This is a genomic window from Crossiella sp. SN42 (genome assembly GCF_023897065.1).
Lineage (GTDB): Bacteria > Actinomycetota > Actinomycetes > Mycobacteriales > Pseudonocardiaceae > Crossiella.
This window is the reverse complement of sequence record NZ_JAMHIV010000002.1, coordinates 358,134-379,434: the sequence shown is the minus strand read 5'-3', so window position 1 is coordinate 379,434 and position 21,301 is coordinate 358,134. Positions and strand designations below refer to the sequence as shown.

At 71.1% G+C, this 21,301-nt stretch carries 32 protein-coding genes; all 32 read right to left on the bottom strand.

All coding sequences use genetic code 11. From position 1 onward, the window contains the following. The 32 genes from M8C13_RS04580 to M8C13_RS04425 all read right to left on the bottom strand — a co-directional run bounded on the left by M8C13_RS04580 (position 1) and on the right by M8C13_RS04425 (position 21,279). The gene (locus M8C13_RS04580; RefSeq protein WP_252479184.1) at positions 1–1,278 is read right to left on the bottom strand and encodes a hypothetical protein; all 1,278 of its coding nucleotides are present in this window, start codon (positions 1,276–1,278) and stop codon (positions 1–3) included. 12 nt (positions 1,279–1,290) lie between these two features. After that, complete coding sequence (locus M8C13_RS04575) at positions 1,291–2,178, bottom strand: phage tail family protein (protein ID WP_252479183.1); 888 nt, start codon at positions 2,176–2,178, stop codon at positions 1,291–1,293. A gap of 6 nt (positions 2,179–2,184) precedes the next feature. Further along, positions 2,185–4,644: a hypothetical protein gene (locus M8C13_RS04570; protein ID WP_252479182.1), complete on the bottom strand. Its 2,460-nt coding sequence runs from the start codon at positions 4,642–4,644 to the stop codon at positions 2,185–2,187. 201 nt (positions 4,645–4,845) lie between these two features. After that, a complete protein-coding gene (locus tag M8C13_RS04565) occupies positions 4,846–5,319 on the bottom strand; it encodes a hypothetical protein (RefSeq protein ID WP_252479181.1) in 474 nt (157 codons plus the stop codon). After that, positions 5,319–5,768: a phage tail tube protein gene (locus tag M8C13_RS04560; protein WP_252479180.1), complete on the bottom strand. Its 450-nt coding sequence runs from the start codon at positions 5,766–5,768 to the stop codon at positions 5,319–5,321. The genes M8C13_RS04565 and M8C13_RS04560 overlap by 1 nt, the downstream gene beginning before the upstream one ends. 70 nt (positions 5,769–5,838) lie before the next feature. After that, positions 5,839–6,261, bottom strand: coding sequence for a minor capsid protein (locus tag M8C13_RS04555; protein WP_252479179.1), 423 nt, complete (start codon positions 6,259–6,261; stop codon positions 5,839–5,841). After that, the gene (locus tag M8C13_RS04550; protein WP_252479178.1) at positions 6,258–6,608 is read right to left on the bottom strand and encodes a hypothetical protein; all 351 of its coding nucleotides are present in this window, start codon (positions 6,606–6,608) and stop codon (positions 6,258–6,260) included. Before M8C13_RS04550 ends, M8C13_RS04555 begins: the two co-directional genes overlap by 4 nt. Then, a complete protein-coding gene (locus M8C13_RS04545) occupies positions 6,605–6,919 on the bottom strand; it encodes a hypothetical protein (RefSeq protein WP_252479177.1) in 315 nt (104 codons plus the stop codon). Before M8C13_RS04545 ends, M8C13_RS04550 begins: the two co-directional genes overlap by 4 nt. A gap of 2 nt (positions 6,920–6,921) precedes the next feature. Continuing rightward, positions 6,922–7,350, bottom strand: coding sequence for a hypothetical protein (locus M8C13_RS04540; RefSeq protein WP_252479176.1), 429 nt, complete (start codon positions 7,348–7,350; stop codon positions 6,922–6,924). 3 nt (positions 7,351–7,353) lie between these two features. Beyond that, entirely contained in the window at positions 7,354–7,857 is a 504-nt protein-coding gene (locus M8C13_RS04535) for a hypothetical protein (RefSeq protein ID WP_252479175.1), read from the bottom strand. Positions 7,858–7,860: 3 nt separating this feature from the next. After that, entirely contained in the window at positions 7,861–8,091 is a 231-nt protein-coding gene (locus M8C13_RS04530) for a hypothetical protein (protein WP_252479174.1), read from the bottom strand. A gap of 65 nt (positions 8,092–8,156) precedes the next feature. Beyond that, positions 8,157–8,765: a hypothetical protein gene (locus tag M8C13_RS04525; protein ID WP_252479173.1), complete on the bottom strand. Its 609-nt coding sequence runs from the start codon at positions 8,763–8,765 to the stop codon at positions 8,157–8,159. Beyond that, positions 8,762–9,037: a hypothetical protein gene (locus M8C13_RS04520; protein WP_252479172.1), complete on the bottom strand. Its 276-nt coding sequence runs from the start codon at positions 9,035–9,037 to the stop codon at positions 8,762–8,764. The genes M8C13_RS04525 and M8C13_RS04520 overlap by 4 nt, the downstream gene beginning before the upstream one ends. After that, complete coding sequence (locus M8C13_RS04515) at positions 9,034–10,053, bottom strand: major capsid protein (protein ID WP_252479171.1); 1,020 nt, start codon at positions 10,051–10,053, stop codon at positions 9,034–9,036. Before M8C13_RS04515 ends, M8C13_RS04520 begins: the two co-directional genes overlap by 4 nt. A gap of 23 nt (positions 10,054–10,076) precedes the next feature. Further along, complete coding sequence (locus M8C13_RS04510; protein ID WP_252479170.1) at positions 10,077–10,622, bottom strand: hypothetical protein; 546 nt, start codon at positions 10,620–10,622, stop codon at positions 10,077–10,079. Between the two features lie 65 nt (positions 10,623–10,687). Further along, complete coding sequence (locus M8C13_RS04505; RefSeq protein ID WP_252479169.1) at positions 10,688–11,815, bottom strand: phage minor capsid protein; 1,128 nt, start codon at positions 11,813–11,815, stop codon at positions 10,688–10,690. 3 nt (positions 11,816–11,818) lie between these two features. After that, a complete protein-coding gene (locus M8C13_RS45285; protein WP_252479168.1) occupies positions 11,819–13,411 on the bottom strand; it encodes a phage portal protein in 1,593 nt (530 codons plus the stop codon). Position 13,412: 1 nt separating this feature from the next. Then, complete coding sequence (locus tag M8C13_RS04495; RefSeq protein ID WP_252479167.1) at positions 13,413–13,628, bottom strand: hypothetical protein; 216 nt, start codon at positions 13,626–13,628, stop codon at positions 13,413–13,415. Continuing rightward, positions 13,628–13,876 carry a hypothetical protein gene (locus M8C13_RS04490; protein WP_252479166.1) on the bottom strand — a complete coding sequence of 83 codons (249 nt, stop codon included), beginning with the start codon at positions 13,874–13,876 and terminating at the stop codon, positions 13,628–13,630. The genes M8C13_RS04495 and M8C13_RS04490 overlap by 1 nt, the downstream gene beginning before the upstream one ends. Then, positions 13,876–15,162 carry a PBSX family phage terminase large subunit gene (locus M8C13_RS04485; protein ID WP_252479165.1) on the bottom strand — a complete coding sequence of 429 codons (1,287 nt, stop codon included), beginning with the start codon at positions 15,160–15,162 and terminating at the stop codon, positions 13,876–13,878. Before M8C13_RS04485 ends, M8C13_RS04490 begins: the two co-directional genes overlap by 1 nt. Next, on the bottom strand, positions 15,152–15,676 hold the full coding sequence (locus M8C13_RS04480) for a hypothetical protein (RefSeq protein ID WP_252479164.1): 525 nt from the start codon (positions 15,674–15,676) through the stop codon (positions 15,152–15,154). Before M8C13_RS04480 ends, M8C13_RS04485 begins: the two co-directional genes overlap by 11 nt. A 51-nt stretch (positions 15,677–15,727) precedes the next feature. Beyond that, positions 15,728–15,934, bottom strand: a complete 207-nt coding sequence (locus M8C13_RS04475) for a hypothetical protein (protein ID WP_252479163.1) — start codon at positions 15,932–15,934, stop codon at positions 15,728–15,730. Positions 15,935–16,095: 161 nt separating this feature from the next. Continuing rightward, positions 16,096–16,290 carry a hypothetical protein gene (locus tag M8C13_RS04470; protein WP_252479162.1) on the bottom strand — a complete coding sequence of 65 codons (195 nt, stop codon included), beginning with the start codon at positions 16,288–16,290 and terminating at the stop codon, positions 16,096–16,098. Positions 16,291–16,292: 2 nt separating this feature from the next. Beyond that, entirely contained in the window at positions 16,293–16,634 is a 342-nt protein-coding gene (locus M8C13_RS04465) for a hypothetical protein (RefSeq protein ID WP_252479161.1), read from the bottom strand. A 45-nt stretch (positions 16,635–16,679) separates the two neighbouring features. Next, positions 16,680–16,877 (bottom strand): hypothetical protein, encoded by a 198-nt coding sequence (locus M8C13_RS04460; protein WP_252479160.1) that lies wholly within the window; start codon positions 16,875–16,877, stop codon positions 16,680–16,682. Beyond that, positions 16,877–17,770: a hypothetical protein gene (locus tag M8C13_RS04455; RefSeq protein ID WP_252479159.1), complete on the bottom strand. Its 894-nt coding sequence runs from the start codon at positions 17,768–17,770 to the stop codon at positions 16,877–16,879. Before M8C13_RS04455 ends, M8C13_RS04460 begins: the two co-directional genes overlap by 1 nt. Before the next feature lie 58 nt (positions 17,771–17,828). Beyond that, positions 17,829–18,149: a hypothetical protein gene (locus M8C13_RS04450; protein WP_252479158.1), complete on the bottom strand. Its 321-nt coding sequence runs from the start codon at positions 18,147–18,149 to the stop codon at positions 17,829–17,831. Then, entirely contained in the window at positions 18,149–18,361 is a 213-nt protein-coding gene (locus M8C13_RS04445) for a hypothetical protein (protein ID WP_252479157.1), read from the bottom strand. The genes M8C13_RS04450 and M8C13_RS04445 overlap by 1 nt, the downstream gene beginning before the upstream one ends. Positions 18,362–18,397: 36 nt before the next feature. Further along, positions 18,398–18,883, bottom strand: a complete 486-nt coding sequence (locus M8C13_RS04440; protein ID WP_252479156.1) for a RusA family crossover junction endodeoxyribonuclease — start codon at positions 18,881–18,883, stop codon at positions 18,398–18,400. Between the two features lie 250 nt (positions 18,884–19,133). After that, entirely contained in the window at positions 19,134–19,787 is a 654-nt protein-coding gene (locus M8C13_RS45280; protein ID WP_252479155.1) for an ATP-binding protein, read from the bottom strand. Beyond that, a complete protein-coding gene (locus tag M8C13_RS04430; RefSeq protein WP_252479154.1) occupies positions 19,784–20,746 on the bottom strand; it encodes a MarR family winged helix-turn-helix transcriptional regulator in 963 nt (320 codons plus the stop codon). The genes M8C13_RS45280 and M8C13_RS04430 overlap by 4 nt, the downstream gene beginning before the upstream one ends. Next, positions 20,743–21,279, bottom strand: a complete 537-nt coding sequence (locus M8C13_RS04425; RefSeq protein ID WP_252479153.1) for a helix-turn-helix domain-containing protein — start codon at positions 21,277–21,279, stop codon at positions 20,743–20,745. The genes M8C13_RS04430 and M8C13_RS04425 overlap by 4 nt, the downstream gene beginning before the upstream one ends. Positions 21,280–21,301 lie beyond the last annotated feature (22 nt).

Sequence of the window (21,301 nt, the reverse complement as noted above, 5' to 3'; positions counted from 1 at the left end):
TCACGCTCGCAGGTAGGCGAAGGAGATGTTGTTGCTCTCCGCCCAGGTGTTGTCCAGGCCCATCGCGAACCCGGTGTTGTGCCAGATCGCGGCCGAGACGGTGTCCCCGGCAGTGAAGCGTCGCAGCACGGTCACCGTCGCCGTGGACGAGGCAGTGGTGTCCCCACGCTGATGGGCGACCTGCTCGCCGTAGCGGCCGGTGGTGATCGCGGAGCCGTTGGCGATCCAGAACACGCGCTCGCCGTTGCCGCTGGTGGGGTCCGTGGCATCGAAGCGGAAGCTGGCTTCGACCAGCCACAGGCCTGACCTGTTGATCGTGAAGGTGTCGAAGGAGCCGTTCGGGCTGACGTCGTTGCAGTCGTAGAGGGCCACCGGGTACTGCACCTTGGTGTCGGCGAAGTCCGGGATTTGCTGATCCGGGGTGGTTGCGCGGTACCGGCACTCGTGCCGGGTCGCTGCTGTGGTCCCGCCCAGCGGGAGCGGACTGGTCCAGCTGGAGCCGTCGTAGCGGTAGAGCATCATCGTGTCCAGGCGCAGCGCGCGCTGCCCGGTGTACGGACTGGACACCCGCGCGGCGAGGTCAGCGGAATCGGCCGCGGTGACCTCGCTGCGCACCCGCCACGCCGAGCCGTCCCACACCTCGATCTGCTCGTAGTCCTCCCGGTAGATCGTCATCCCCTCGTACGGAGACTCGATCGCGGTGCGCTCGGTCGCGTTGAGCACCGGCAGGACGCCACCGAGCGCGACCGTCCTGTGTGGACGCAAGTCGGTGATGTTGCCCTGGGTGATGCTGGTGACGGCCGGGCCGACGATGACCCGCGCCAGCACGACGCAGTCCGGGAAGCTGGTCAGGGACGGGTCCGCGGGGGTGGCCGACGGGGTGCCAGTCACCTGCCGGACGCGCATCTGGTTGTCGGCGTCGGAGTGCAGGGTGTCGGACTGGTGGGCGATGATCAGGTCCCAGCGGGTCAGCGACCCGTGCGCGGGCGTGCTCAGGATGTTGATGGTCTTGGCCGCGTCCATCGTCATCGTGTAGCCGCCGACCGACCGCGTCCCGCGCATGATCATGTGGCCGCCGTTGACCGTGACGTTGCCGTCCGGGGTGGGGGCGGTGGCGGATACCTTCCACGGCTCGGTGCTGCCGCCCGGGGTGCGGCCCTGCCTCGGCGTCCATGGCGTCGGGCCGGGCGTCCACAGGGAGTCCAGGGCTTGCCGGGCGTCCACGGTGGTGATGTCGCCACCGGCGTCGGCCACGGCCCAGGAGAAGCGCTCAGGCATCAACAGGTCCCTTCACAGGTCGGTGTGGTGCCAGGTGGCGAGGCAGCTCGCCGCGGCGTCGTAGGTCAGGGACGAGAACCCCAGGCGCAGCTGGCCGCCCGCGGGGATGGAGAGCCACTGCCGGTCGAACAACCTGCCGGACACCGACACCCCGGAGCCGACGAACGACGCGCCTCTGGCACCGGGCCGGGTGTGGATGTCGACCTGCTGGCCGGCGGGCAGCGTCCACGTGGGGTCGAAGCGCAACCGGGCGCCGGTGTCCAAGTCGGACAGAGTTGGCCCGGTCAGCGGCCCGGTGAGCCGGAACCTGGGCCATGCCGTGGCGTTGCCGGAGTTGGGGAGGGTCATCGATCCGCCGGTCGGGCCGGTGCCGAACACCAGCGGGAACACCAGCGGGAAGACAAGGCCGGTGGAGGAGCTGGTGGCCAGCGGGGTCGATCCGGTCTGCTGCGGCAGCCAGTGCAGCCGCGGGTCGCTGGCCTCCCACTCGATGCTGGGTGCGGTCCAGCCGAGCGCGTACTCCCGGGTGGTCGGGAGCGCGCGCTTGGTCACCCGCGCCAGCACCTGCCGCCGCTGCCCGTCCAGCCGGATGACGAGCGGCTCCTCGGCCGGCTGTTCAGCAGGGGCGGTGATCCGGCGCAGTTCCGTTGTGGCCGCGGGGAACAGTTCCAGGGGGATGCTGGCCGGGAGTAGCAGCTCGGCGACGATGCGGCGGGACTCGGCGTGCAGCTGGCCGGCCAGGGCACCGTGGTAGCCGGTCAGGTCGGTGGACCCGCCGCGCATCCCCGGCAGGTCCGACCAGCCGGACAGCTCCTTGAGCTTGTACGGGGTTCCGGCGCCGAGCAGGACTCCGCGCCACTCGATCTGTCCATCCCGGACCAGCAGATCACCAGCGGCCACTGCGGATCAGCCCTTCGCCTTGGCATGCCACGCGAGGTCGCGGGCGATCGCGTCGGGGGACTGGTCGCCGCCCGCGTGGAAGTTCTCGATGGCCACCAGCGGCCCCTGCCGTCCGGCGGTGCCGTCCAGGCCGAGCGGCCCGGCTGTGCCGGCGGGCAGACCGGGTGGTGTGAACGGCAGCCCGCCGTTGCGCGGCATGGGGACCGCGGCGGCCTCGGCCATCTCCAGCGCAGCGCGGCTGACCGCGCCGATGTTGCCGTCGATGCCCTTGGCCAGGCCGGCCGGAATCCACCGGCCGATCTCGGCCATGAGCTTCGACGGTGAGGCGATGCCCAAAAACTGGAGGATCGGCCCGGGGATCACCTTCTTGATCCAGCCGGTGATCATGCTCATGAGCCAGGCGCCCGCGGCTTTGATGCCGTTCCACAGGCCGGTGACGATGTCCCGCCCGGTGTCGATCAGCAGGTTGCCCAGGTTGCCCAGGCCGTCGACGATCCGGCCGGGGAAGGCCTTGAAGTCCGCGATCACTTCGTGGAGCTTGCGGTTGGCCCAGTCGCGGGCATCCGACATCCAGCCTCGGATCATCTCCGGCAGGCGGCCGAGCCACTGGAACGCCGAGATCACGGCGTCGACACCGGCCCGGAAATACGCCTTGATCTTCTCCCAGTTGTCGACCACCGCGACGATGATCATGCCGAGCGGGCCGAGGATGATCGTCAGGAGCGTCCGCCAGTTCCGCTCAACGAAGCCAAGGACCCAGTCGATGGCGGAGTTGATGGCCTCGATCACGGCGTCCCAGGCGGCCTCGGTGGCGGCCACGATGTCGTCCCAGAACGTGATCACCACGGCGACCACGGCCAGCACCGCGGCGATGGCCCAGCCCACCGGGCCCATGCCGATTAGCCATGCCAGGGCCATGCGTGCGGCCTGCGCGAGCGCCGTGGCGCCCATCATGACCCAGCCTGCGACGACCTTTGCCGCGGTCGCTGCCCACGCCGCGGCGATGATCGCGCCCTGGGCGACGGCGCCGGCCGCAGCCGCCACCCAGGTGGCGACCATCGTTGCGGCGGCGGCGATGCCGCGGGCGACCATGACTGCGTAGTCGCCGATCACCTTGCCTGCCGCGCCGCTGTGCAGCGCGGCGAACACGCTCGTGGCCAGGCCCCAGGCGCGGATGGCGACGGTCAGGCCGAGGATGCCCACCGTGACCGGCCCGAGCCAGGTCATGTTGTCGGACAGCCACTTGATGATGCCCACCAGGTGCGGTGCCAGGGTCGTGATCGCGCCGGTGAGCACGTCGCCGATGACCCGGGCCAGCTCGGTCAGCCCCGGCGTGGTGCCGTCGACCAGCGGGGCCAGTTCCCGCAGCGCGGTCAGCAGGACGTTGGTCACGATGTCGCCGATGGTCTTGAGCGCGCTCGCCAGGTTGTGCAGAACCTGTTGTCCCTCAACGGACTTGAGGAAGTCCTTCGCGCGGCCGGTGAGGTCGAGCAGTATCGGCAGCAGCCCGGAGCCCTCGGTCTGGAAGCTGTCGAACACCGTCTTGACGATGGTGCCGATGTTGCTCAGCAGCTCCCACAGGTCACCGAGGATGGACAGCCCGCCGGAGATCCACTCCTTGAGGCGGCCCGATTCCCTTGCCTTGGAGACGAAATCTGCCGCGGCCTGTGCGGCGTTGCCGAACCCTCCGGTCAAGTTCGGCAAGAACTCCGTGCCGACGGTGACGACGTCAAGCAGGATCTGCAACAGCGGCTTCAAGCCTCCGCCGACCAGCTCGGCGACCGTCTTCCGGGTGTTGCCGAAGATGGTGCCGACGTCCTTCACCGAGCTGGCCGAGGAACCGAAGGCCAAGGCGGTCTTGACCGCGGTGTTGAACTCCTTGTTGATGCCCGCCAGGCCATCGCGGGCGACCGGCGCGTACTGCTTGCCGATCTTGGTCAGCTGCGGTGCGATCCCGGAGAACAAGGCTTCCTGCGCTGCCTTCTTGACTTCGCGCCAGGCCGGGGCCTGCTGCTTGATCGCGATGGCCGCCGCCCGTGCCGCGGGCGAGAGCTGCTTCAGTGCCTCGGCGAAGGCCTTCGGGTCGCCCATCTCCTTGAGCGCGTCGGCGAAGCCGGAGACGCCGACCTTGACCGCGGTGAACGCTGCGGCCACCGAGACCAGGATGCCGGGCAGCACGCCCAGCGCGCCGGATGCGGACTTGGCGATGCTGGCCAGCCCGGCGATTCCCTGGACGGCCGTCGGGATGTTGGAGAGGTTGTTGAGCAGCTTGAGCACCGACACCGCGGCCCGGTCCAGGCTGGCGGCAAACCGCTGGAACCGCTGGTCGTCGGCGATGTCGTTGAGGTGCTTGGTGATGGCGCTGGCGGTGCTGGCCATCGCCGCCCGTGCCGCCGCCAGCCCACGGGAAAACCGGGTCTGATCGACGTCCATGTAGGCGACAAGCTCGCCAACGGTCAGCGCCACCAAGACCCCCTCATGTTCGGGACAGCAACGCCGACACGGCGGTGTGGCCCTCGATCTCGTTGGGCTGCTTGGACGCCCAGTGCCGCCAGGTCGACTGCTCGTTGTGCGCCAGGCCCTTCATCAGGGCCAGGAACCGGCGATGCCCCAGCGCGGCGAGCCGGGGCGCGTCGATGCCGTACAGGGCTTGGAAATCGCCCTCGATCAGTGCCCAGCCGCGGCGGATGCGCGTGTCTTTGAGCCAGCTCGACGAGCCGCCCGGTTCGACGGCCCCGCCGGCGCTTTTCCCTCGGCCTGCTTGGCCTCGGCGTCAGCGACCATCTGGGCGGCTTCGGCGAAGCTGACCGGGATGGTCTTGTCGACACGCTGGGCGTTGGCCATGCCCCACATCAGCAGCGTTGCGAACTTCTCGGTGGTCAGCCCGTTGTCGACCCAGGTGTCGAAGACGTCCTCGCCGAAGAGCGCTTCCAGCATCTGCCGCAGCGCCGTGGGCGTGTCCTCCCCGGCCAGCTGCTCGGCGAGGACCTGCACGCGCAGCGGCAGTTCGGTGGGGACCACCACGTCCACGCCGAGGATGTGCACGACGGCCTGCGGCACCTCGCGCACGGCCTGGTGCTCGGCCCAGAAGGCGTTGAAGTCGGCTTCCTGCTCGCGCTCGTAGCGCTCCAGGTCGGTCATCACACGGCCGCCGTGGTCTTGGCGCCAGAGCGGGTGATGGTCGCGCCCCACGTGGAGAGGTCGTTGTTGCCGCCGCCCTGCTCGCCGAGGCTGAACAGCGCGGTCCAAATCTGCCACTCGGTGTCCAGGGGGTGGCGGAAGCGCACCCGCGCGAGGCCGGCGTAGCCGACCGCGGCGGCCAGCACCTCCACCCGGGCCTGGCCCGGGTCCTGCACGCCGGTGATGTTGTCCTTGGACAGCAGGCCTTCCAGCTCGAAGGCTGCGCCGCGCTGCATCGGCACGCCCTCGTACTGGCCCGCGCTCTCGAAGGTCGTGGCGTCGCCGACCTCTTCGTTCTCGGCCGGGTTGAGGGTGGCCGAGTTCAGGTAGGAGACGGCCAGCCAGGTGTTCGGGGTGGTGGTCTCCACCTGGAAAATGACGTCTCTGGCCAAAATCTTGGTCTGTGCCATGGGTGTTCTCTCCTCCGGGCATGGCTAGGGCCCGGTCGGGAGGCGACCGGGTGACGGGGTGATCGGGGTGTTAAGGGCGGTGCGCGGTGCGGCGCTGGACCTCGCCGCGGAGGTTGACCGTCCACTCTGGACGGCCGTTGAGGTCGACTCCGAGGTAGGCGGGGCCGCCGTTGACGCCGGTGATGTACAGCGACCAGGTGCCGCCCGGCAGGTACCGGGATCCCATGCCGTGCAGGTTGTCGTAGATCCGCTGGGCGCGGGCCTCGCCCGCGGTGCGCTCGCCTACGGCCACACGTACGCGGATCTGGATGCGCACCGGGTCATACGGCAGGGTGGAGTCGGCTTCACCGGCGCCGTAGCGGGCAACGGCCACCGCGGTGTCCGGGGTCTGGGGCAGCGCGTCGAGGTAGACGTCCCCGGTGGTGTCCTCTGGCCGGTAGTTGCCCAGGCCGAGCTGGTCGAGCAGCAGGGCGTACTCCTCGGTCACGCTCACCGGTAGGCCCTGCGGATCGCCGCGGCGACGAGGGCGGTCATGGTGTCGGCCTCGGTGTCGGCGGGCTCTTCGAGGTACTTGGCCTGCCGGCCGGGGTCGTGCCGCCAGGTCAGCTCTTCGTGCTGGCGCACCGCGTAGACGGTGTCGAAGGACACCGCGCCGCGCAGGTTGACCTCATCGACCGAGGCCACCCCGGAGCGTTCGAGGGTGCCCTCCTCGATCGGTGCCAGCTGGGAGGCGACGCCGAGCAGGTGCTCGGTGGCCTTGCCCAGGCCCTCGACCGCGCCACCGCGGGTCACCACGCTGACCTTGGCACCGTTCCACTTCATGCGGACGCTCTGGGTCATTTCAGCACCACCTCAACGTGATCAGGGGTCGGGAGGCCGCCGCCGTCGCGCTGGTGCGCGGCGATGACGGTGGTCGCGCGGCCCTGGACGGTGACCCGGGACTCCGGCGGCGCGGTGGTGCCGGGCGGGCAGTACAGGGTCGTTTCGGAGACCACCTCGGTGCCGGTGGCCGAGCGGACAAGACGGCGCTTGTCGTCGGCGAAGCAGCGCACCTGCTCCGGTGGCCCGAACCGCGGGCCGGTGCCGGTGGTGCCGAGGTAGGGCTCGATCGTGGCGGTGTGCCGCAGCAACCAGGCTGGGACGGAGGCCACGGTCACCACGTCCACACGGGACGGCCGATCGTGCCGGGCAGCAGCCCGGCCACTTCCAGCTCGGTCAGGCCCTGCTGGCACAACGCGGTGCCGGGCGCCGGCTCGGAGCCGCTGGTGGTGCCGCGGCCGAGCTGGACGGAGCCGATCGAGACGTTCTGCCACTGGCCGGCGGCGCCGGTCTCGTCGACCCCGCTGGCCGCCCAGGCCACCACCTGCGCACAGGTCGCGTTGGCCATCGCCTCGGCGACTGTCGGACCGGTGGGCAGCCCGGTGACCGGGTCGGTGTCGTAGACCGCGGACTTGAGCGCCTTGTCCACCAGCGTGGACGCCACCCGCAGCGCGCGGGCAGCCGCCGCGCCCTCCGGGAGCTGGACACCCTGCGGGGCGCCGTAGTCGGTCAGCTGCGTCTGGGTGGCGTAGACCCTGGCCATGGGTCAGGCCGAGGTGCCGATGAGGACGACGTCGTAGGTCACCGAGCTGCCGCCCGCGCTGTTGACGACGTCGAGCAGGTCGCCGGTGTCGGCGGTGACCGCGACCGCGGTGGCATCCGGTGCGACCCAGACGAACATCCCGCCCGGCCTCACCGCGATGGCGTCTCCGGCGGCGGCGAACAGCGGCAGCCCGTTGGCGGCGGGCCGGGTCACCACCACGTTGTTGGTGTTGCCCCCGGCCGCGACGACCACCACCGCCTTGATCTTGGCGAAGGTCAGGGCCGCGCCGAAGGCGTCGGTCAGCGGTCCGGCCAGGTCGAGGCTGTCGGTGCCGGAGGCCACGACGGTCCGGGTGTCGGAGAAGACCCGGTTGGCCTGGCCCAGCCCGGTGCCGTTGAGCAAGGGAATGTCCTTGCGGTAGCTCAGGGGCGCGGCCGGGGTGGCGAGGTCGCCGGTGCCGGTGAGGTTGGCGGCCACGGCGAGGGAGATGCGGCTGTCCAGGGCCATCGGTCAGTCCTTCTTCTCGGCGCGGGCGGCAGCGGGCTTGGCGGGCGGGTGTGGCGCGGGCGAGGCGACCACCGGCGCGGGCGCGGGCGCGGCCGGGTCGCCGAGGCGGCACCAGCCGCCGACACCGCGGTTGACGTAGTCCTCGTAGAGCTGGGTCTGCTGGGCCTTCGGGTCGTCCACGGTGATGACCCGTTCGACGACCTGGCAGCTGTCGACCTTCTCGTAGGTGGGCATGGGGTGTCCTTTCCGGACGGTGCCGCGCCCACCCGCGTGGTGCGGGCGGGCGCGGGAAGGACGGGTCAGGACGCGAGCACCAGCGGGACGGTGGCGGCCACGGCCGGGCTGGCGATGGTGGCCGGGGCCGTGGTGGTCAGCGCCGCGCCGGAGGTCTGGGCGAGGGTCTTCTCGCCCGCACCCGCGAGCAGCGGCGCGGAGGCCAGCGGCGACTGGCCGACCAGGGTGGGCACGGTGGTGGCCTTGACCATGACCGCGGCCCAGTAGATCCCGTCGGCCGGGATGGTGACCGGCGAGGCGAGCGCGAGGGTGCGGGTGGTGTTGGCCGCCCACGCCGCGGTGAGCTGGTCGGCGGTCTGCGCCAGCAGCGCCGGCGTTGCCGCCGAGCTGTACAGCGCGAACCAGTAGTTCGTGGGCGTGCCCGCGGCGGTCGCGCCGGACCGGAAGGTCAGGTTGGTGACCACGTCGCCCTTGCGCAGGAACAGCGCCACCGAGGTCATGACCTGGGTGGTCAGGGCGCCGGTGTCGGCGGTGGCGTTCAGGCGGGCCATGTTGCACCGGTACAGGCCGGTCGGGTTGGCGTAGTCGGCGCCCGCGAGCATCTGGCGCACGACGTCGTCCGCGACGGCCAGGCCGTCACGGGCGAGGCCGGTGAAGCGTCCGAGCTGGGTCATCGGGTCGGCTCCTTGTCGGGCTTGCCGCCGGTCTTGGTCGGGGTGGTCGGCTTGTCGGTGGGCTTGGGCGGGTCGGCGGGCGGCGGGTCGTTCGGCTCGGTCGCCGAGGCGGTCTCCGGCGGCTCGATCTCCTCGACGCCGTATCCCGCGGCGCGGAAGTAGGACAGGGCCGGGCCGTCGGTGACGGGCTCGGCCACGCCGTTGGTGAAGTTCACGCCCGCGCTGACGCCGGTGAATCCCGTTGCAGGGGTGGTGACTCGGTACTCGCTCACGCGATCTTCACCCCCCGAAGCACGGCGGCGGACTTGGTGTTCTTCAAGGCCATCGCGATCGGGCCCATCTCGACCTCACCCGACTTCACGGCCCCGGCCACGGAGAAGTCCGGCAGCCAGGACTGCACCAGCGGGACGCCGGCCACCGATGCGCCATGGAAGGCGTCGATGCCGAAGGTCACCGCGTACAGGTCGGTGGTGCCGCCGCCGGAGATCGGGATGATCGGGGTCGCGCCGTCCACGCGGTCGCCGAGGTCGACGAGGACCCAGTCACCGTACTTCTTGACCTGACGGCCGAGGTCGTCCTTGGACTCGGTGAACATCGAGCCCCACTGCGCCAGCGACTCAAAGGCGGTGATGCTGGCGGTGTTGCCGAGGATGGCCTTCACACCGGGCGGCAGCGCGCCGGGCTCGCCCTGGTCGCCGCCGCCGGTGTGGGACGGGACGATGTTGGACAGCCAGTTGCGGATCTCGGTCAGCCGCTTGAGAGCTTCGGCCTGGGAGGTGACGCCGGTGAGGGTCCAGTCTGCCGAACCCGCGACGTAGCCCGCGGACTTCTCGGTGCTCGTGCCGACCAGGGCCTTGGACAGCCCGTCGAATCCGTTCGGGTCGGCCGCGACGTCGCCGAGAATGACCTCCTGCTGGAAGCGGGTCCGGACCGCGGTCAGGAGCTGCTGCATCTGGAAAGCAACCTCGTTGGTGGCCTGGGCACCGAGGTTTGCCAGCACCCGGTCCACGTTGAACGCTCCGCCCAGCGGCTTGAGGTCCACCGCCTGCCGGGCGCGGGTGGCCTGGCCAGGGGTGTACTCGCTGTTGATCGCGCGGAACCCAGCCGGGGCCGCGGCGGTCAGCCGGGTGTAGGCGTAGTTCAGCGAGCCACCGCCGGTGCCGGGAGTGACCGTGTTGTCGAAGACGATCTGGTCGAGCAGCCAGCTGTAGCGGCGCAGGTTGTCGATCACGTTGTAGTCCACATCGGACTGGGTGTTCACCTGCGCCTGAGCGAGGGTGACGGGCATGGGACTCTCCTAGGGTGTGGCCGTCAGCGGCCGTAGGCCTGGGAGACGGCTGCGTTGAGGGAGGTGGGGCGCTTGGCCCCTTCGCCGGAGCCGCCGCCCTTGTCGCTGCTGGAGCGCTGGGTGGCGGGCTTCGGCGCGAGCTTGGCGAGCTTGGCCACGGCGGTCTTGATGGCCTCGGTGTCGACCTGGCCCTTGTCGTCGAGGAACTTCGCGGTGTCGATCAGGTCGGCCGCGTCGCCGAGGTCAATGCCCTTGGCTGCCGCGGCGGCCTCGAACTTGGCCTGAGCCAGTTCGCGCCCGAGTTCGGTGACGGCGGCCGTGCGGCCGCGGGCCTCGGCGTCGGCGACCGCCTTCTCCTGCTCGGTCATCGAGGCCATGCGGTACTTCTCCAGCTCCTCGGCCGCCTTGCTGTTGGCCTTGGCTCGCTTCTCCCACTCCCGCGACTTGGCCTTCCAGTCCGTCTCGTCCGGCGTGCCGGTCGATTCGGGCGGGTCGGCCTTGGGTGCGTCGGGGGTGGTGTCGGGCTTGTCCTCGCCCGGATCGGGCGTGGTGTCAGGCTGGTCGGACATGGTGTGTGCTCCCGTTTCGGGATGGGGTCCGCCGTGCGGCGGTGTCCGTCCGGTGTGGACGGAAGTCAGCGGGCTGCGCCGATCTGCTCGCGGTGTCGCTGGCGGTGCAGGTCGGTCGCGGCGATGTGGTCGCGGATGTCGTGTTGCAGCTCGGCGACCCGCCGTTCGTGCGCCTTGCGCGCAGCGGGGTCGAGCGCGGCAGTTGCCTGGAGCTTTGCCTTGCGGACCTTGCGCTCCAGCGCCCGCAGCTGCTGCCGCGCACGGTCGCCGTCGGGGTCGGTGGTGCGCATCGGGGCCTTGGTCACCCCGGGCAGGTAGGCCTGGAGGCTGTGGCGGCAGTTGGGGTGCATCAGCCCGGCTGCGATGGCCTCGGTCACGGACCCGGCGATCTGGATGGTGACCATCTCGTGGTCGCGGATCTCGTGCTCACGCTCGATGGTGCGTATCCCGGGTGCCCCGTTGACGGTCAGCACCTCGCCCTCCCACGGGCGGCAGCGCACGCACTCCTGCGGCGCGTTGGACACGATGACCAGGTCGATGCCGCGGCCGGTGAGCTGGTCCAGGTGTCCCTGCACCGCGGCCTGGGCGACACCGGTGCGGGTGGCCATCTCCACGTAGGAGGCCAGTTCCCAGTTCCGGCCAGCCTTGTCGGTGAAGCCGGTGATCCCGCGGGCGAGGAACGCATCCCACGCGCGTTGTGCGGCGGCGAGGCGGGTGGTGGTGCCCATCAGCACCGGCGCGAGGGCCAGGGGCGCGACGACCTCGCGGTAGACGTCCAGCGGCCAGCGCAGGATGCGCAGGTGCGTGCCGAGAAGCTTGCTCGTCAACGCGAACACCAGCCGCTGGAGTGCGACGGTGCCGGGCAACGCGAGCAGGATCTCGCCCAGCTCCCGGACCGTGCCCCCGGCGAGCTTGACCAGCTCCTCGGTGGCGGCCTTGCCGCCGCGGGCGTAGGCGAGGGTGACGGTCTGCTCGACCTTGCCGGTGACGTCCTGCTCCAGCAGCTGTACCAGCCGCTCGGCGAAGGACTTCATCAGGCCGAGCTGGGTTAGCTTGCGCCCAGCCCAGTCCGGGGCGTCGATGTCCTCGACCAGCGCCCGGGCCAGCTCGCGGGCGAGGCGGGTCTGCGCGTCGAGGTACAGCTCGACCAGGGTCCAGGCGAGGTCTTCGGCGAGGGTGCGGTCAACCGGCATCGGCTACTCCCCGCTGGGCGGGCCGTCCTGCTCGGCGTCGTCTTCGTCGGCCGGTGGCCGGCCGGGGGTGCCCGCGGTGATCTGCGGGCGGGTGCCGGTGAAGGTGTCGGGGTCCTCCACCGGCTGGAAGCGGCCGGTCTCCTTGAGGATGGCCTCGACCTCCTGGTCAACCCGGAGGTCGTCCCAGTCCGGGTTCTGCGACCGCACCAGGGTCTCGGTGCTGGCCGCTTCGGCCGCGCGCAGCGCCTGCAACGTCTGGGCCAGCTGGAGCGGGCTGTCGGTGATGCCGTCGGGGAACTCGATGCTGGGAACCGCGCGCTCGGCGCGGCCGTTGAAGTGCACCCGGTCGAGGTCGAGCAGGACCGGGACGATGTGCCGGAGCCCCGCCTTGACGTAGAGGATCTTCTTGCCGCGGGTGATGAAGCTCTTACGCTCCTCGGCGCGGATCTCGGTGGCGGTCTGGGTGCCGCCGTTGCTGCCGCCCAGGCCGAAGGACTTGCCGCTGTACCCGGCGCCCTCCACCCCGCGCAGCATCAGGAACTCGGCGGTGTCCTTGTGCTCCTGCACCCGGATGGCGAACTGGTTGAGCGTCAGGCCCTGGCCCGCGGTGGGCGGGATGGACAACGTCTCGTAGGCCTCACGGTCAGGGTCGAAGAGCGCGCCAGCGCCGGGGCCCTGCGAATCCAGGTAGGCGGAGGGGATGAAGATCCTTGCCTTGGCCAGCCGTACGTCCCGCATCCAGCTGGTGGCGGTCTCGTCCAGGGCGTCCATGACGCCCTCGATGCCGTCGAGGTCCGAGCGGCCCTGCAAGGACCCGCGGTCGCGGCGGTTGGGCCGGATGTTCGGGGTGTAGCTGACCATCAGGCCGTCCACACCGGACTCCCACACCTCCGGGAGGTCCTTGGTGGCCTCGTGCTGGTCCAGGGTCACCTGCTGGCCGAGGTTGTCGGCGGTGCCCTTGTACAGCCCGTGCAGCACCACGCCCTGACGCCCGGCCAGCTCGTGTCGCTCAACGTGGCGGTAGCGGGTCTGGCTGTCCTCCTGGATGACCCACCAGAAGGTGACCGCGGTCAGCATCCCGTAGGCGAACTCCGGCAGCGCGGCGTCGGGGTGCACCGCGGTGAGCAGCGGGTGGTCGGCGAGGTCGGGGGCGACGGTGGCGCGGAGGTAGTAGCCGGACAGCGCGGCCCCGACTTCGCCGGCCTCGGACAGGATCGCGTGCAGGTTCAGCTCGTCGGCCAGCTCATCAAACCGGTCTTGGGTGGCCGAGTCCTCGAACGTGATCTTCGGGGGTTCGGCGAAGAGCAGATCGGACGAGCCGGTGGCGATGTCGGAGGCCAGCGGGAGGTGCAGCTTGGTGCGCTTCTCCCCGGGCGGGGTCGGCTCGCCCCACCACCAGCGGGCCAGCCCGCCGACGACGCCGCCGCGGTACTGGCTGGGTCGGTTGGCCGGGTGGTTGTTGATCGAGCGGTTCCGGTAGATGCGGCTGAGCCGGTCCGGGTCGCCGCAGTACCAGGCGTCATGCTCGGCCATGCGGTCGAGCACGCTGGCGAAGGCCGGCGGCGGCCACGGGATACCGGGCTGAGGGAGTGCCACGTCAGCTGTCCTCACCGGGCGGGGTCCAGCCGAGCTTGGTCAGCAAGGCGCGGGTCTGCTCGTCCAGCTCGACTACGCCACCGCCGATGTCGGCGGGGCGATCCAGGTCGATCGAGAGCAGCAAGTGCGGCAGCTCGCCGACCTGCCGGCGGAACCGAAGGACATTGACCGCGGGGAGCGGGCGCCCGCTGAACTCGACGGTAATGTCGTTGCCCATCACAGGCGCTCCGGCCAGTGCCAGGTGCCACCGCGCTTGTCGTCCTCGTCGTGCCCGACGTGAGTGTTGAAGAACAGGCCGGTCGGGTTGAGCACGCACAGGCTCACGCAGCCGTCGTGCTCGGGGTCGCCGTCGCCGCACAGCTCGGTGACCACGGCGGCCCGGCACTGCGAGGTGTACTCGCCACCCGGGGTGCCGTAGCTGACGTAGTGCACGATCCGGCCGACGCTCGGCTTGGGCTCGGACATCAGGCTGCCTCCAGGGCGAGCTGAGGACGCCATAGCGTCTCGGTGGAGTGGACGACGTAGCGGACGGCGTCCAGGGAGTGGTCATCGGCCTTGATCGGTGCGTCCTCGCCGCGCTCGCTGGCCTTGTCGTCCCAGCTGTAGCCGGGCACCTCGTCGAGGAAGCCCTTGCAGGAGCGGTGAACGCGGAGCTGGTCGCGGGCGATGACACCGGCCAGGGTGCGGATACCGGGGATCACGTCGTTGATCGCGTTGGCCACGTTGGACACCCCGTCCCGGTAGAGCTGCAACGAGAAGTCCGCGGCGCTCGGGTCGATGTAGAGCCACTCCGGGCGGATGCCGCGCTCGGTCTCGTGTGGACGGTCGGCGGTGGCCAGCCAGGTCCGGACGTTGTCGCTGTACTCGGGGTTGGTCAGCTGGCGGCGGGCCAGCTTGGAGTCATGCCGGTACTCGTGGGTCAGGTACAGCCGCGGGCGCCGGTCGGTGTCGTAGCCCAGGCCGAGGGCGAGGGCGGCGAAGGGGTTGGTGGTGCCGACGTCGATGCCGACGCCGTACCAGCGGTGGATGCGCGGGAGGATGTCGACCATGTGCCGGTCGGGGTTCCACGCCTCGTAGATCGCGCCTTCGGCCAGGCACCATTCGCCGAGGATGTTGCGCCGGTAGAACAGGCCGACGTTCTCCAGCTTCTGGTCCGCGACGAACTCCGGGCTCAGGGACGGGTTGTCGTCCATCGTGAAGTGCCAGCTGGCCAGGTTCAGCTCACCGGCGCGCAGGAGGTAGTGCTTGCGCAGCCAGTGCGCGGGGGAGTCCGGGTTGGTCGTGGCCAGCAGTCGGGCACCGGGGACGGACAGGCGGGCCAGCAGTTGCTGGAAGAACGCCTGCGGGATGAGGGTGGCCTCGTCGACGTAGGCGAGGCAGGCGGTCAGGCCGCGGAGCTTGCCCTCGGCCTTGGCGTCGTGGGCACCGAGCAGGTGCACGGTGCGGCCGAGGATGACCGCGGTGGTCGAGCCCCGGGTGTGGTGCACCTGGTTGGCCAGGGCACCGAAGAGGCTGACGTCCTGCAACGGCTCGATGATGTTGCGTTCGATGGTCTGGAGCGTCCGGCCGACGATGACCACCAGGCCGTGGTTGGGGGCGACGGCCAGGGCGATCAGGAACGCGATCAGGCTGGCGATGGTCTTGCCGGAGCGCACGGCCCCAGCCCAGATCGAGATGCGGACGCGGGCGCTGTCGGCGATCGAGCGGATCTGCTTGCGGGACAAGATCCGGGTGATCGCCTCAAGGTTCATCGTCGGGCACCGGGTCGTCGGCCGGCAGCTGCTCGGCGAGCCGGGACAGTTCACCTGCCAGCGCGCCAAGCATGGACTTGGAGGCGTCAACGCCGGGGTCGCTGTCGTGCTCGGCCAGCCGGAGCGACGCTGTGAGCGCGGTGGAGACCGAGCCCATGATGTCGCGCTGGTCGCGGAAGGACGGCTGCGGGACGTGCGCCTCGGCGAAGGTGTTGTCCTTCCCGCCGAAGCTGTAGACGTGTGCCCGCTCCCAGAGCTGGGCGCGGAGCCGGGCGGCGTCGTCGAGGAGGTTGTTCATCAGCTCGGCGCGCTTGGCCTTGGCGTCCACGACCCGGGCGGCTACCGCGACCTCGGTGGCCGAGCGGTCGAAGGACAGCTCCAGCTCCTTCGCCAGCTTCGTCACCGTGGCCGCGCTCAGGCCGGCCTGCTTGGCGATCTCGTTTCGGCCGAGCCCTTCGGCGTGCAGCTCGCGCACCCGCTCGCGGTCGGCGTCGGTGAGTTCGCGGCGGGCCACGGCGACCACCTCCCGATGCGCGCGACCAGTGGTCGCGACTGGTCGCGGCCGTCAGCCCTTCGCGGCGTCGGCGATCAGCTGGTCAACGAGGTTGGCGCGGGCGATGGCCAGGCGGATCTGGGCTTGGCGGGCCTTGGTGGCTCTGCGCCAGTCGCGGTGTTCGAGGGCCCGGTTCATCTCGGTCTCGGCCTGGTGGAGCGCGGCGTCGAGTTCGGCGAGGGTGGCGGGGCGGGGTTCGGGGTTGTGGAGCAGGCGCACGGCGCACCTCCCGGAACGCACGAACGGCCCGCGGGATGGGCGCGGGCCGTTCGTGGGCTGGGGGGCACAGTTGTGCCCACTGCACGCGATGATGACATGGACTGACCGGTCAGTGCAAAGGCCACAGGTTTGTGCAGGTCAGATTGTATATTCCGTTCTGGCTATGCTCCTGCGGCAGTCTGGCCGGTCAGGCGGGCCAGGGCGAGGGCGTACGGGTCGGTCTCGGTGGTGCGCTGGTCGGTGATGTCCCAGCAGGCGCGGTCAAGCACCCGGCGCGCGGTCTGCTCGTCGACGCCGAGGTGGTGGGCCTGCTGGTAGTAGACGGCTTCGGCTGCGGCCAGCTCGTCGAGGTTCATGGTCAGCGCCGGGGGCCGGGGAGTGGCGGCTCTTGCGCGGCGATGCGGGCTTCGGCGCTGACGGGCACCCAGTCCAGCACCGCGTGGGCGAGCTGGGTGGGCGGGACGAAGCGCGCGTCGTAGGCGGTGTGCTTGGCTGCTGCGGCCGCGGCACCGTCGAGCCAGTCGGCCAGCGGCGCGGCCAGCGCCGGGTGTGCGCCGAGGTGGGCTTCCCACTGCACCGGGCCGAGGGGGTCGCGTTGGCAGCGCTGGGCTTGCTCGCGCAGGCGCCGCGCCGCCTCGCGGTAGAGGCGGTCGCGGGGCCAGTGGTGTCGCGGTAGGTCGGGGTCGTCGTCGGTCTGCACGGTGCCATGGTCGCTCAGGTCGCGGCCGGTGGCATCCGGTGCTGGTCAGCGCCGGTTGCGTCGTAGCACCGTGATGAACGATGGCCCCCACTGGATGAGGCCGGTGGCGATGAACGCGGTCAGCGCAGCGGCGTCAACATCCCACAAGTGGTCCTGCCAGAAAGCGCCGTACGCCATCCGGAGCACCAGCCAGGTTAAGCAGGACAACGCGACCACCAAGTGGTAAGGGGGCTTGTACGGCATCAGCTTGCCTTCCGGGTGCGGTTCGCCGCGGCGACGAGCAGCTGTTCGACGTCGCCGACACGGTAGAGGGGCTGGGGTTGGCGGTCACCGACCGCGGGGAGCTGGCCGCGGCGGGTGAGGTGGCCGCGGGTGGCCCACTGCCGGATGCGGTGCACGGACAGGCCTGTGTCGTCGAGCAGGTCCAGACAGAGCACGGAGAGGGCGCGGGCGATGGCTGGGGCGGTGTCGAGGTGGTCGCGGGCGTGGGCGCGCAGCCACGCGCGGCGGTCGCCAGCGTCGTGCTCGGCGCCGCAGGCCCGGCAGGTGATCGAGCCGGTGACGTGGCGGCTGTACAGGTCGGCGGTGCAGTCCTGGCCGGTGTCGGGGTCGGGGGTGGCGCAGGGTCCGGCGTAGAAGCGGTCCGGGGCGCGGTCGATGGTGCGTTCGGCGCGGCGGACGACGTGGTTGACGTCGGCGACCAGCCGGGCCGCGTCTGGGCGGCCGACGGTCCACCGCGAGTGGTCGAGCAGCCAGCGGGCGGCGCCCTCGGTGGTGCGGTCGGCGACCTGATCGGCTCGCTGGAGCGGGCCGCTGTTCTGGTGGTCGTCATGGATGAGCAGCATCCAGCCGGTGATCACGTGGTGGAGCGCGGCCAGTGCCTGGGCGGCGTGCTCTCCCCAGGGCAGCGGGCGTTCGGCGTCGCGGGAGATGACGCCGACCGAGCCGGAGCCGATGCGGTCCAGGCGGGCCGCGGTGGTGCGCAGCTCGGCGGCCAGCCCGGGGGAGGGCCGGTGCTTGGCGTCGGGTGGGCCAGTGGCCACGGCGCGGAGCTGGGCGGCGAGCTGGGCGCGGTGGTCGTGGCAGAGGCCGGAGTTGGTGGGCCGGTCGCAGTCCTCGACAGGGCAGGTGCTCAACGGGGCCTCCCGGTGATGAACTCGGCGATCCGCTCCAGCGCGGCGGGCGTCGGCTCGTTCATGCCGACCGCCGGCCGAGCTTGCGGGCGATGAGGCGGGCGAGCAGGCCCGGGGTGGGGTGCTCGGCGGGGCGGTGCACCGCGGTGGTGACCGGCGGTGCGGCGGGCGGCTCCGGGCGGACCACGGCGATCCCGGCCGCCGCGGTCGCCGTGGGCGCGGACCGGTGCGCGCCGGTCGAGCTGCCGGTGCCGTCGAGCTGGCGGATGTTGTACTTCCCGGCCAGCCACAGGCGGTGGTGGCTGTCGCTGCACCAGGTCAGGCCGTCGGGCAGCACCATGTTGCAGGTAGGGATGGGGCAGCGGGTCGGGTCGGTGTGCATCACGCACCGTCCGGCGGGGTCCAGCCGAGCGCGACCAGCGCGGCGCGGGTGGCGTGATCGACGATCAGTTGCAGCTGGCGGTTCAGCTCGAACTTGGGGGTCAGCGCCAGCTCGATCGCCAGCGTGGCCGGCCCGTACTTCGAGATCTCCATCTCGCAGGAGGTGACCTTGGCGATCGGCTGGCCGTCGACCTTGAGTGTGCTGGCTCCCATGCCCTGGAAAGGGTCTGGGTGGGTATGGCTGTTCATTCACGCCTCCTGGGTGATGGGGGTGATCCGGATGTGGCAGCCGGTGTGCTCGCCCGGCTCGGCGAGGCGCTTGCTGGCGTGCAGCTGGATGACCTGGGCGTCGTCGGCCCAGACACCGGCGGAGGTGATGGCGTCCAGGACGGCGCGGGCGAGCTTGTCCAGGTCCGGGCGCCGGACCGCGGGCGGTGTGCGCCGCTTCGGGGTGCTGGCTGGGCGGCGGAGCACGAACTCCAGCCCGACTTGGACGGCGCACTGGAGCGGGGCGCGGGCGACCTCGCGGCCGTCGAAGGCGGTGGTGCGCCAGGCCTTGGCCAGTGCCTCACGGACGTCAGCTCGCCACGACGGGAGGCCGGCGGAGTCCTCGACGGGGCGCCGGTGGCCGAGGTAGCGCTTGCTGCCCTGCGGTGCGGGCAGACCGGCGACGAACAGGACCACCGCGGTGTGGCTGAGATCGTCCACAGTGGTCGGAGTGGTCCGGGAGGTCATGTCTGCTCCGTTCGTTCGCTGACGGGGAAGCCAGGGGCCGTTGCGGGGGTCTCTGGCTTGTGTTGATCAGCCGGGGGCTTCCAAGGGCTGAGGTGCCAGCCGGTGCCGCCGTAGCGGCAGGGGTAGGGGCGCATGTGCTGGCTGGGGTGGGCGAGCTTGGCGACCCGGCGCGCGAAGCTGCGGGTGCGGTAGGAGCGCCTGCCGCACGCACCGCAGGTCACCCAGGCCAACGCGATCTTCCGGCGGCCGGTCACGACTGGGCCGCCGCGGCCCGGCGGCGGTCTTCGCCGCGGAGGGTGACCCGGCGGCACATCTCCACCAGCCGGGAGGCGACCCGCTCGCCAACCGCGGCCCCAAGCTCGCGGGCCGGGATGTTGCTGGTGATCAGGGTCGGCAGTTCGTGCTCGTAGCGGTGGTTGATCAACCGGTAGTTGATCTCCTCAGTCCACTCCGACCCCTTGGCGGCCCCCAGGTCGTCGATGACGAGCAGGCGCGCGTCGGCGATCCGCTGAAACAGCCGTTCGGTGTCCACACGGGACTGGGGCCGCAGTTCGGCGTAGAGGTCGGCCGCGGTGGCGAACTTGAACGGGCACTGCGCACCGGAGATGGCCAGGGCGCGGACCGCGCCGTAGGCCTGGAAGGTCTTGCCGGTGCCGGTCGGGCCGAGGATCAGCAGGGACGGCCCGGAGCGCACCGACACACAGCCGACGTGGGAGCGCTCGACGGCCAGGTCGAGCAGTTCAGCGACCCAGGCCTGCACCGTGGGCTCGGTGGCGGCGGCTGTGGTGTAGCGCGGGGGCACCTTGGTGATGCGCTCGCGACCGCGCTCGATGTTCTCGGCGATCCAGACCGGGTCCAGGTCGAGGTGGGGGAACCGCTCAGTGAGGGTGGCGGGGGTGTTCACAGCAGCTCCTCGTCGTAGGCGTCGTGGTTGGCCGGGTTGGCCCAGGGCCGGTAGCCGCCGGAAACCGCGCGCAGGCCGGGGGTGTCCTCGTCGTCCCAGCGCCCGGCGTTGAGCCACGTGGCCGGGTGGGGGGTGAACTTCGGGTCCTGCCCGGCGCGCTGGGCGGCGAAGCGGGCGGCGCCGGTGAGGATCGCCTCGGGGGTGGCGTCCCGGAGTGCTCGATCCCAGGCCTTCCGTGCGGCGGTCTTGCCGACCTTGCGGGGGTAGATCGACCAGAATTCGTCGAAGTCCTCCCGGCGCGCAGCGTCGGGGGAGAGGGTTATTGGCTGGTTAAGATGGCTGGTTAGTAATGGCTGGTACACCACCTCTGACCTGCGGGTGTCACGGTCCTGGGTGCGTGACGTCACGGTGTCGGACCCCGTGACGTCACGGGGCGGGACACCGTGACCTACCGGGTAGGTCACGGTGTGGGACTGCGTGACATCGGGGTTGTCCACAGGGTTATCCACAGGTGCTGTCACGGTGTCCGAGGGCGTGACGTCACGCTCTCCCACTGCGTGACGGCCCACCTGCCCGGCGCGCCGGGCACGCCGTCGCCGTTGCCGCTCAGCATCGGTCGCACGCCGCCGCTCGATCCGCCGGTCGGTGATCGTCGGTCCGTCGTGGACGACGGTCAGGTGCAGCGTCCACACCGAGGTGCCGTTGAGGTCGCAGGTCTTGGAGATCAGCCCGGCGGCCTGGATGCGGTCGAGGGCGCGCTCGACGGTGGTGGTGTCGCTGTAGGTGGCCTGGGCCAGCTGGCGCACGCTGGGGCGCGCGCCGGTGCCGTCGGCGTTGGCCCACGTCGCCAGCGCGAGTAGGACGTAGTGCGCGGTCTGGTCCGGCTGCCCGTCGCTGCGCAGGATCGGCGGGACCGTCTTGGCCCAGCGAACCGGGGCGAAGACGGACACGCGGGTCACGCGGCCACCGAGCCGTTCTGCTGCCTGGCGGCCGCGCGCAGGCGCTGGACCGTCCGGATGGTGACGCCGAGCTTCCCGGCGATCTCGGGCACCTGGAAGCCGCGTTCGCTGAGGATGCGCACCGCCTCAGCCCGTTCACGCGGGCGCAGCCGGGAGGCCGGAATCAGGCCGTCCACGCAGAACTCGACGACGCGTGGGTCCAGCCGGGCGCGATCCGCTCCAATGTCCACAGTGGACGGTGGGGGCGGGGTGACCGCGTCGACACCGCCGAGCGGGCCGGTCCAGGCCAGCAGCTGCTGCGGGCTGCGGGCCGGGTCGACCATGGCGGCCAGGATCACCGTCAGGGTGACGTAGGGGTCGACCCCGGCGGCTGGGGTCACCGCCAGCGCGCGGCCGAGGGCCTCGCGCAGCTCGTCGGGGCCGTCGTCGTGCACCGCGGCCACGATGCGCGCGGCCAGCGGCACCATCTGCGTCGCGTAGTGCGTCTTGCTCGGCGTGGTGCTGGCCACGGGGGTTGTGCTGGTGCGGCGCATGTCCGCCTCCTTCCGGGGTGGT

What these genes read in the sequence shown, in the direction of transcription:
- M8C13_RS04505 (WP_252479169.1), bottom strand. Translation starts at nt 11,815, where the DNA reads ATGCCGGTTGACCGCACCCTCGCCGAAGACCTCGCCTGGACCCTGGTC.
- M8C13_RS04445 (WP_252479157.1), bottom strand. Translation starts at nt 18,361, where the DNA reads ATGGGAGCCAGCACACTCAAGGTCGACGGCCAGCCGATCGCCAAGGTC.
- M8C13_RS04470 (WP_252479162.1), bottom strand. Translation starts at nt 16,290, where the DNA reads ATGAACCTCGACGAGCTGGCCGCAGCCGAAGCCGTCTACTACCAGCAG.
- M8C13_RS04450 (WP_252479158.1), bottom strand. Translation starts at nt 18,149, where the DNA reads ATGCACACCGACCCGACCCGCTGCCCCATCCCTACCTGCAACATGGTG.
- M8C13_RS04490 (WP_252479166.1), bottom strand. Translation starts at nt 13,876, where the DNA reads ATGTCCGAGCCCAAGCCGAGCGTCGGCCGGATCGTGCACTACGTCAGC.
- M8C13_RS04460 (WP_252479160.1), bottom strand. Translation starts at nt 16,877, where the DNA reads ATGCCGTACAAGCCCCCTTACCACTTGGTGGTCGCGTTGTCCTGCTTA.
- M8C13_RS04530 (WP_252479174.1), bottom strand. Translation starts at nt 8,091, where the DNA reads ATGCCCACCTACGAGAAGGTCGACAGCTGCCAGGTCGTCGAACGGGTC.
- M8C13_RS04540 (WP_252479176.1), bottom strand. Translation starts at nt 7,350, where the DNA reads ATGGCCAGGGTCTACGCCACCCAGACGCAGCTGACCGACTACGGCGCC.
- M8C13_RS04535 (WP_252479175.1), bottom strand. Translation starts at nt 7,857, where the DNA reads ATGGCCCTGGACAGCCGCATCTCCCTCGCCGTGGCCGCCAACCTCACC.
- M8C13_RS04515 (WP_252479171.1), bottom strand. Translation starts at nt 10,053, where the DNA reads ATGCCCGTCACCCTCGCTCAGGCGCAGGTGAACACCCAGTCCGATGTG.
- M8C13_RS04495 (WP_252479167.1), bottom strand. Translation starts at nt 13,628, where the DNA reads ATGGGCAACGACATTACCGTCGAGTTCAGCGGGCGCCCGCTCCCCGCG.
- M8C13_RS04485 (WP_252479165.1), bottom strand. Translation starts at nt 15,162, where the DNA reads ATGAACCTTGAGGCGATCACCCGGATCTTGTCCCGCAAGCAGATCCGC.
- M8C13_RS04560 (WP_252479180.1), bottom strand. Translation starts at nt 5,768, where the DNA reads ATGGCACAGACCAAGATTTTGGCCAGAGACGTCATTTTCCAGGTGGAG.
- M8C13_RS04510 (WP_252479170.1), bottom strand. Translation starts at nt 10,622, where the DNA reads ATGTCCGACCAGCCTGACACCACGCCCGATCCGGGCGAGGACAAGCCC.
- M8C13_RS04440 (WP_252479156.1), bottom strand. Translation starts at nt 18,883, where the DNA reads ATGACCTCCCGGACCACTCCGACCACTGTGGACGATCTCAGCCACACC.
- M8C13_RS04550 (WP_252479178.1), bottom strand. Translation starts at nt 6,608, where the DNA reads ATGACCCAGAGCGTCCGCATGAAGTGGAACGGTGCCAAGGTCAGCGTG.
- M8C13_RS04580 (WP_252479184.1), bottom strand. Translation starts at nt 1,278, where the DNA reads ATGCCTGAGCGCTTCTCCTGGGCCGTGGCCGACGCCGGTGGCGACATC.
- M8C13_RS04525 (WP_252479173.1), bottom strand. Translation starts at nt 8,765, where the DNA reads ATGACCCAGCTCGGACGCTTCACCGGCCTCGCCCGTGACGGCCTGGCC.
- M8C13_RS04425 (WP_252479153.1), bottom strand. Translation starts at nt 21,279, where the DNA reads ATGCGCCGCACCAGCACAACCCCCGTGGCCAGCACCACGCCGAGCAAG.
- M8C13_RS04565 (WP_252479181.1), bottom strand. Translation starts at nt 5,319, where the DNA reads ATGACCGACCTGGAGCGCTACGAGCGCGAGCAGGAAGCCGACTTCAAC.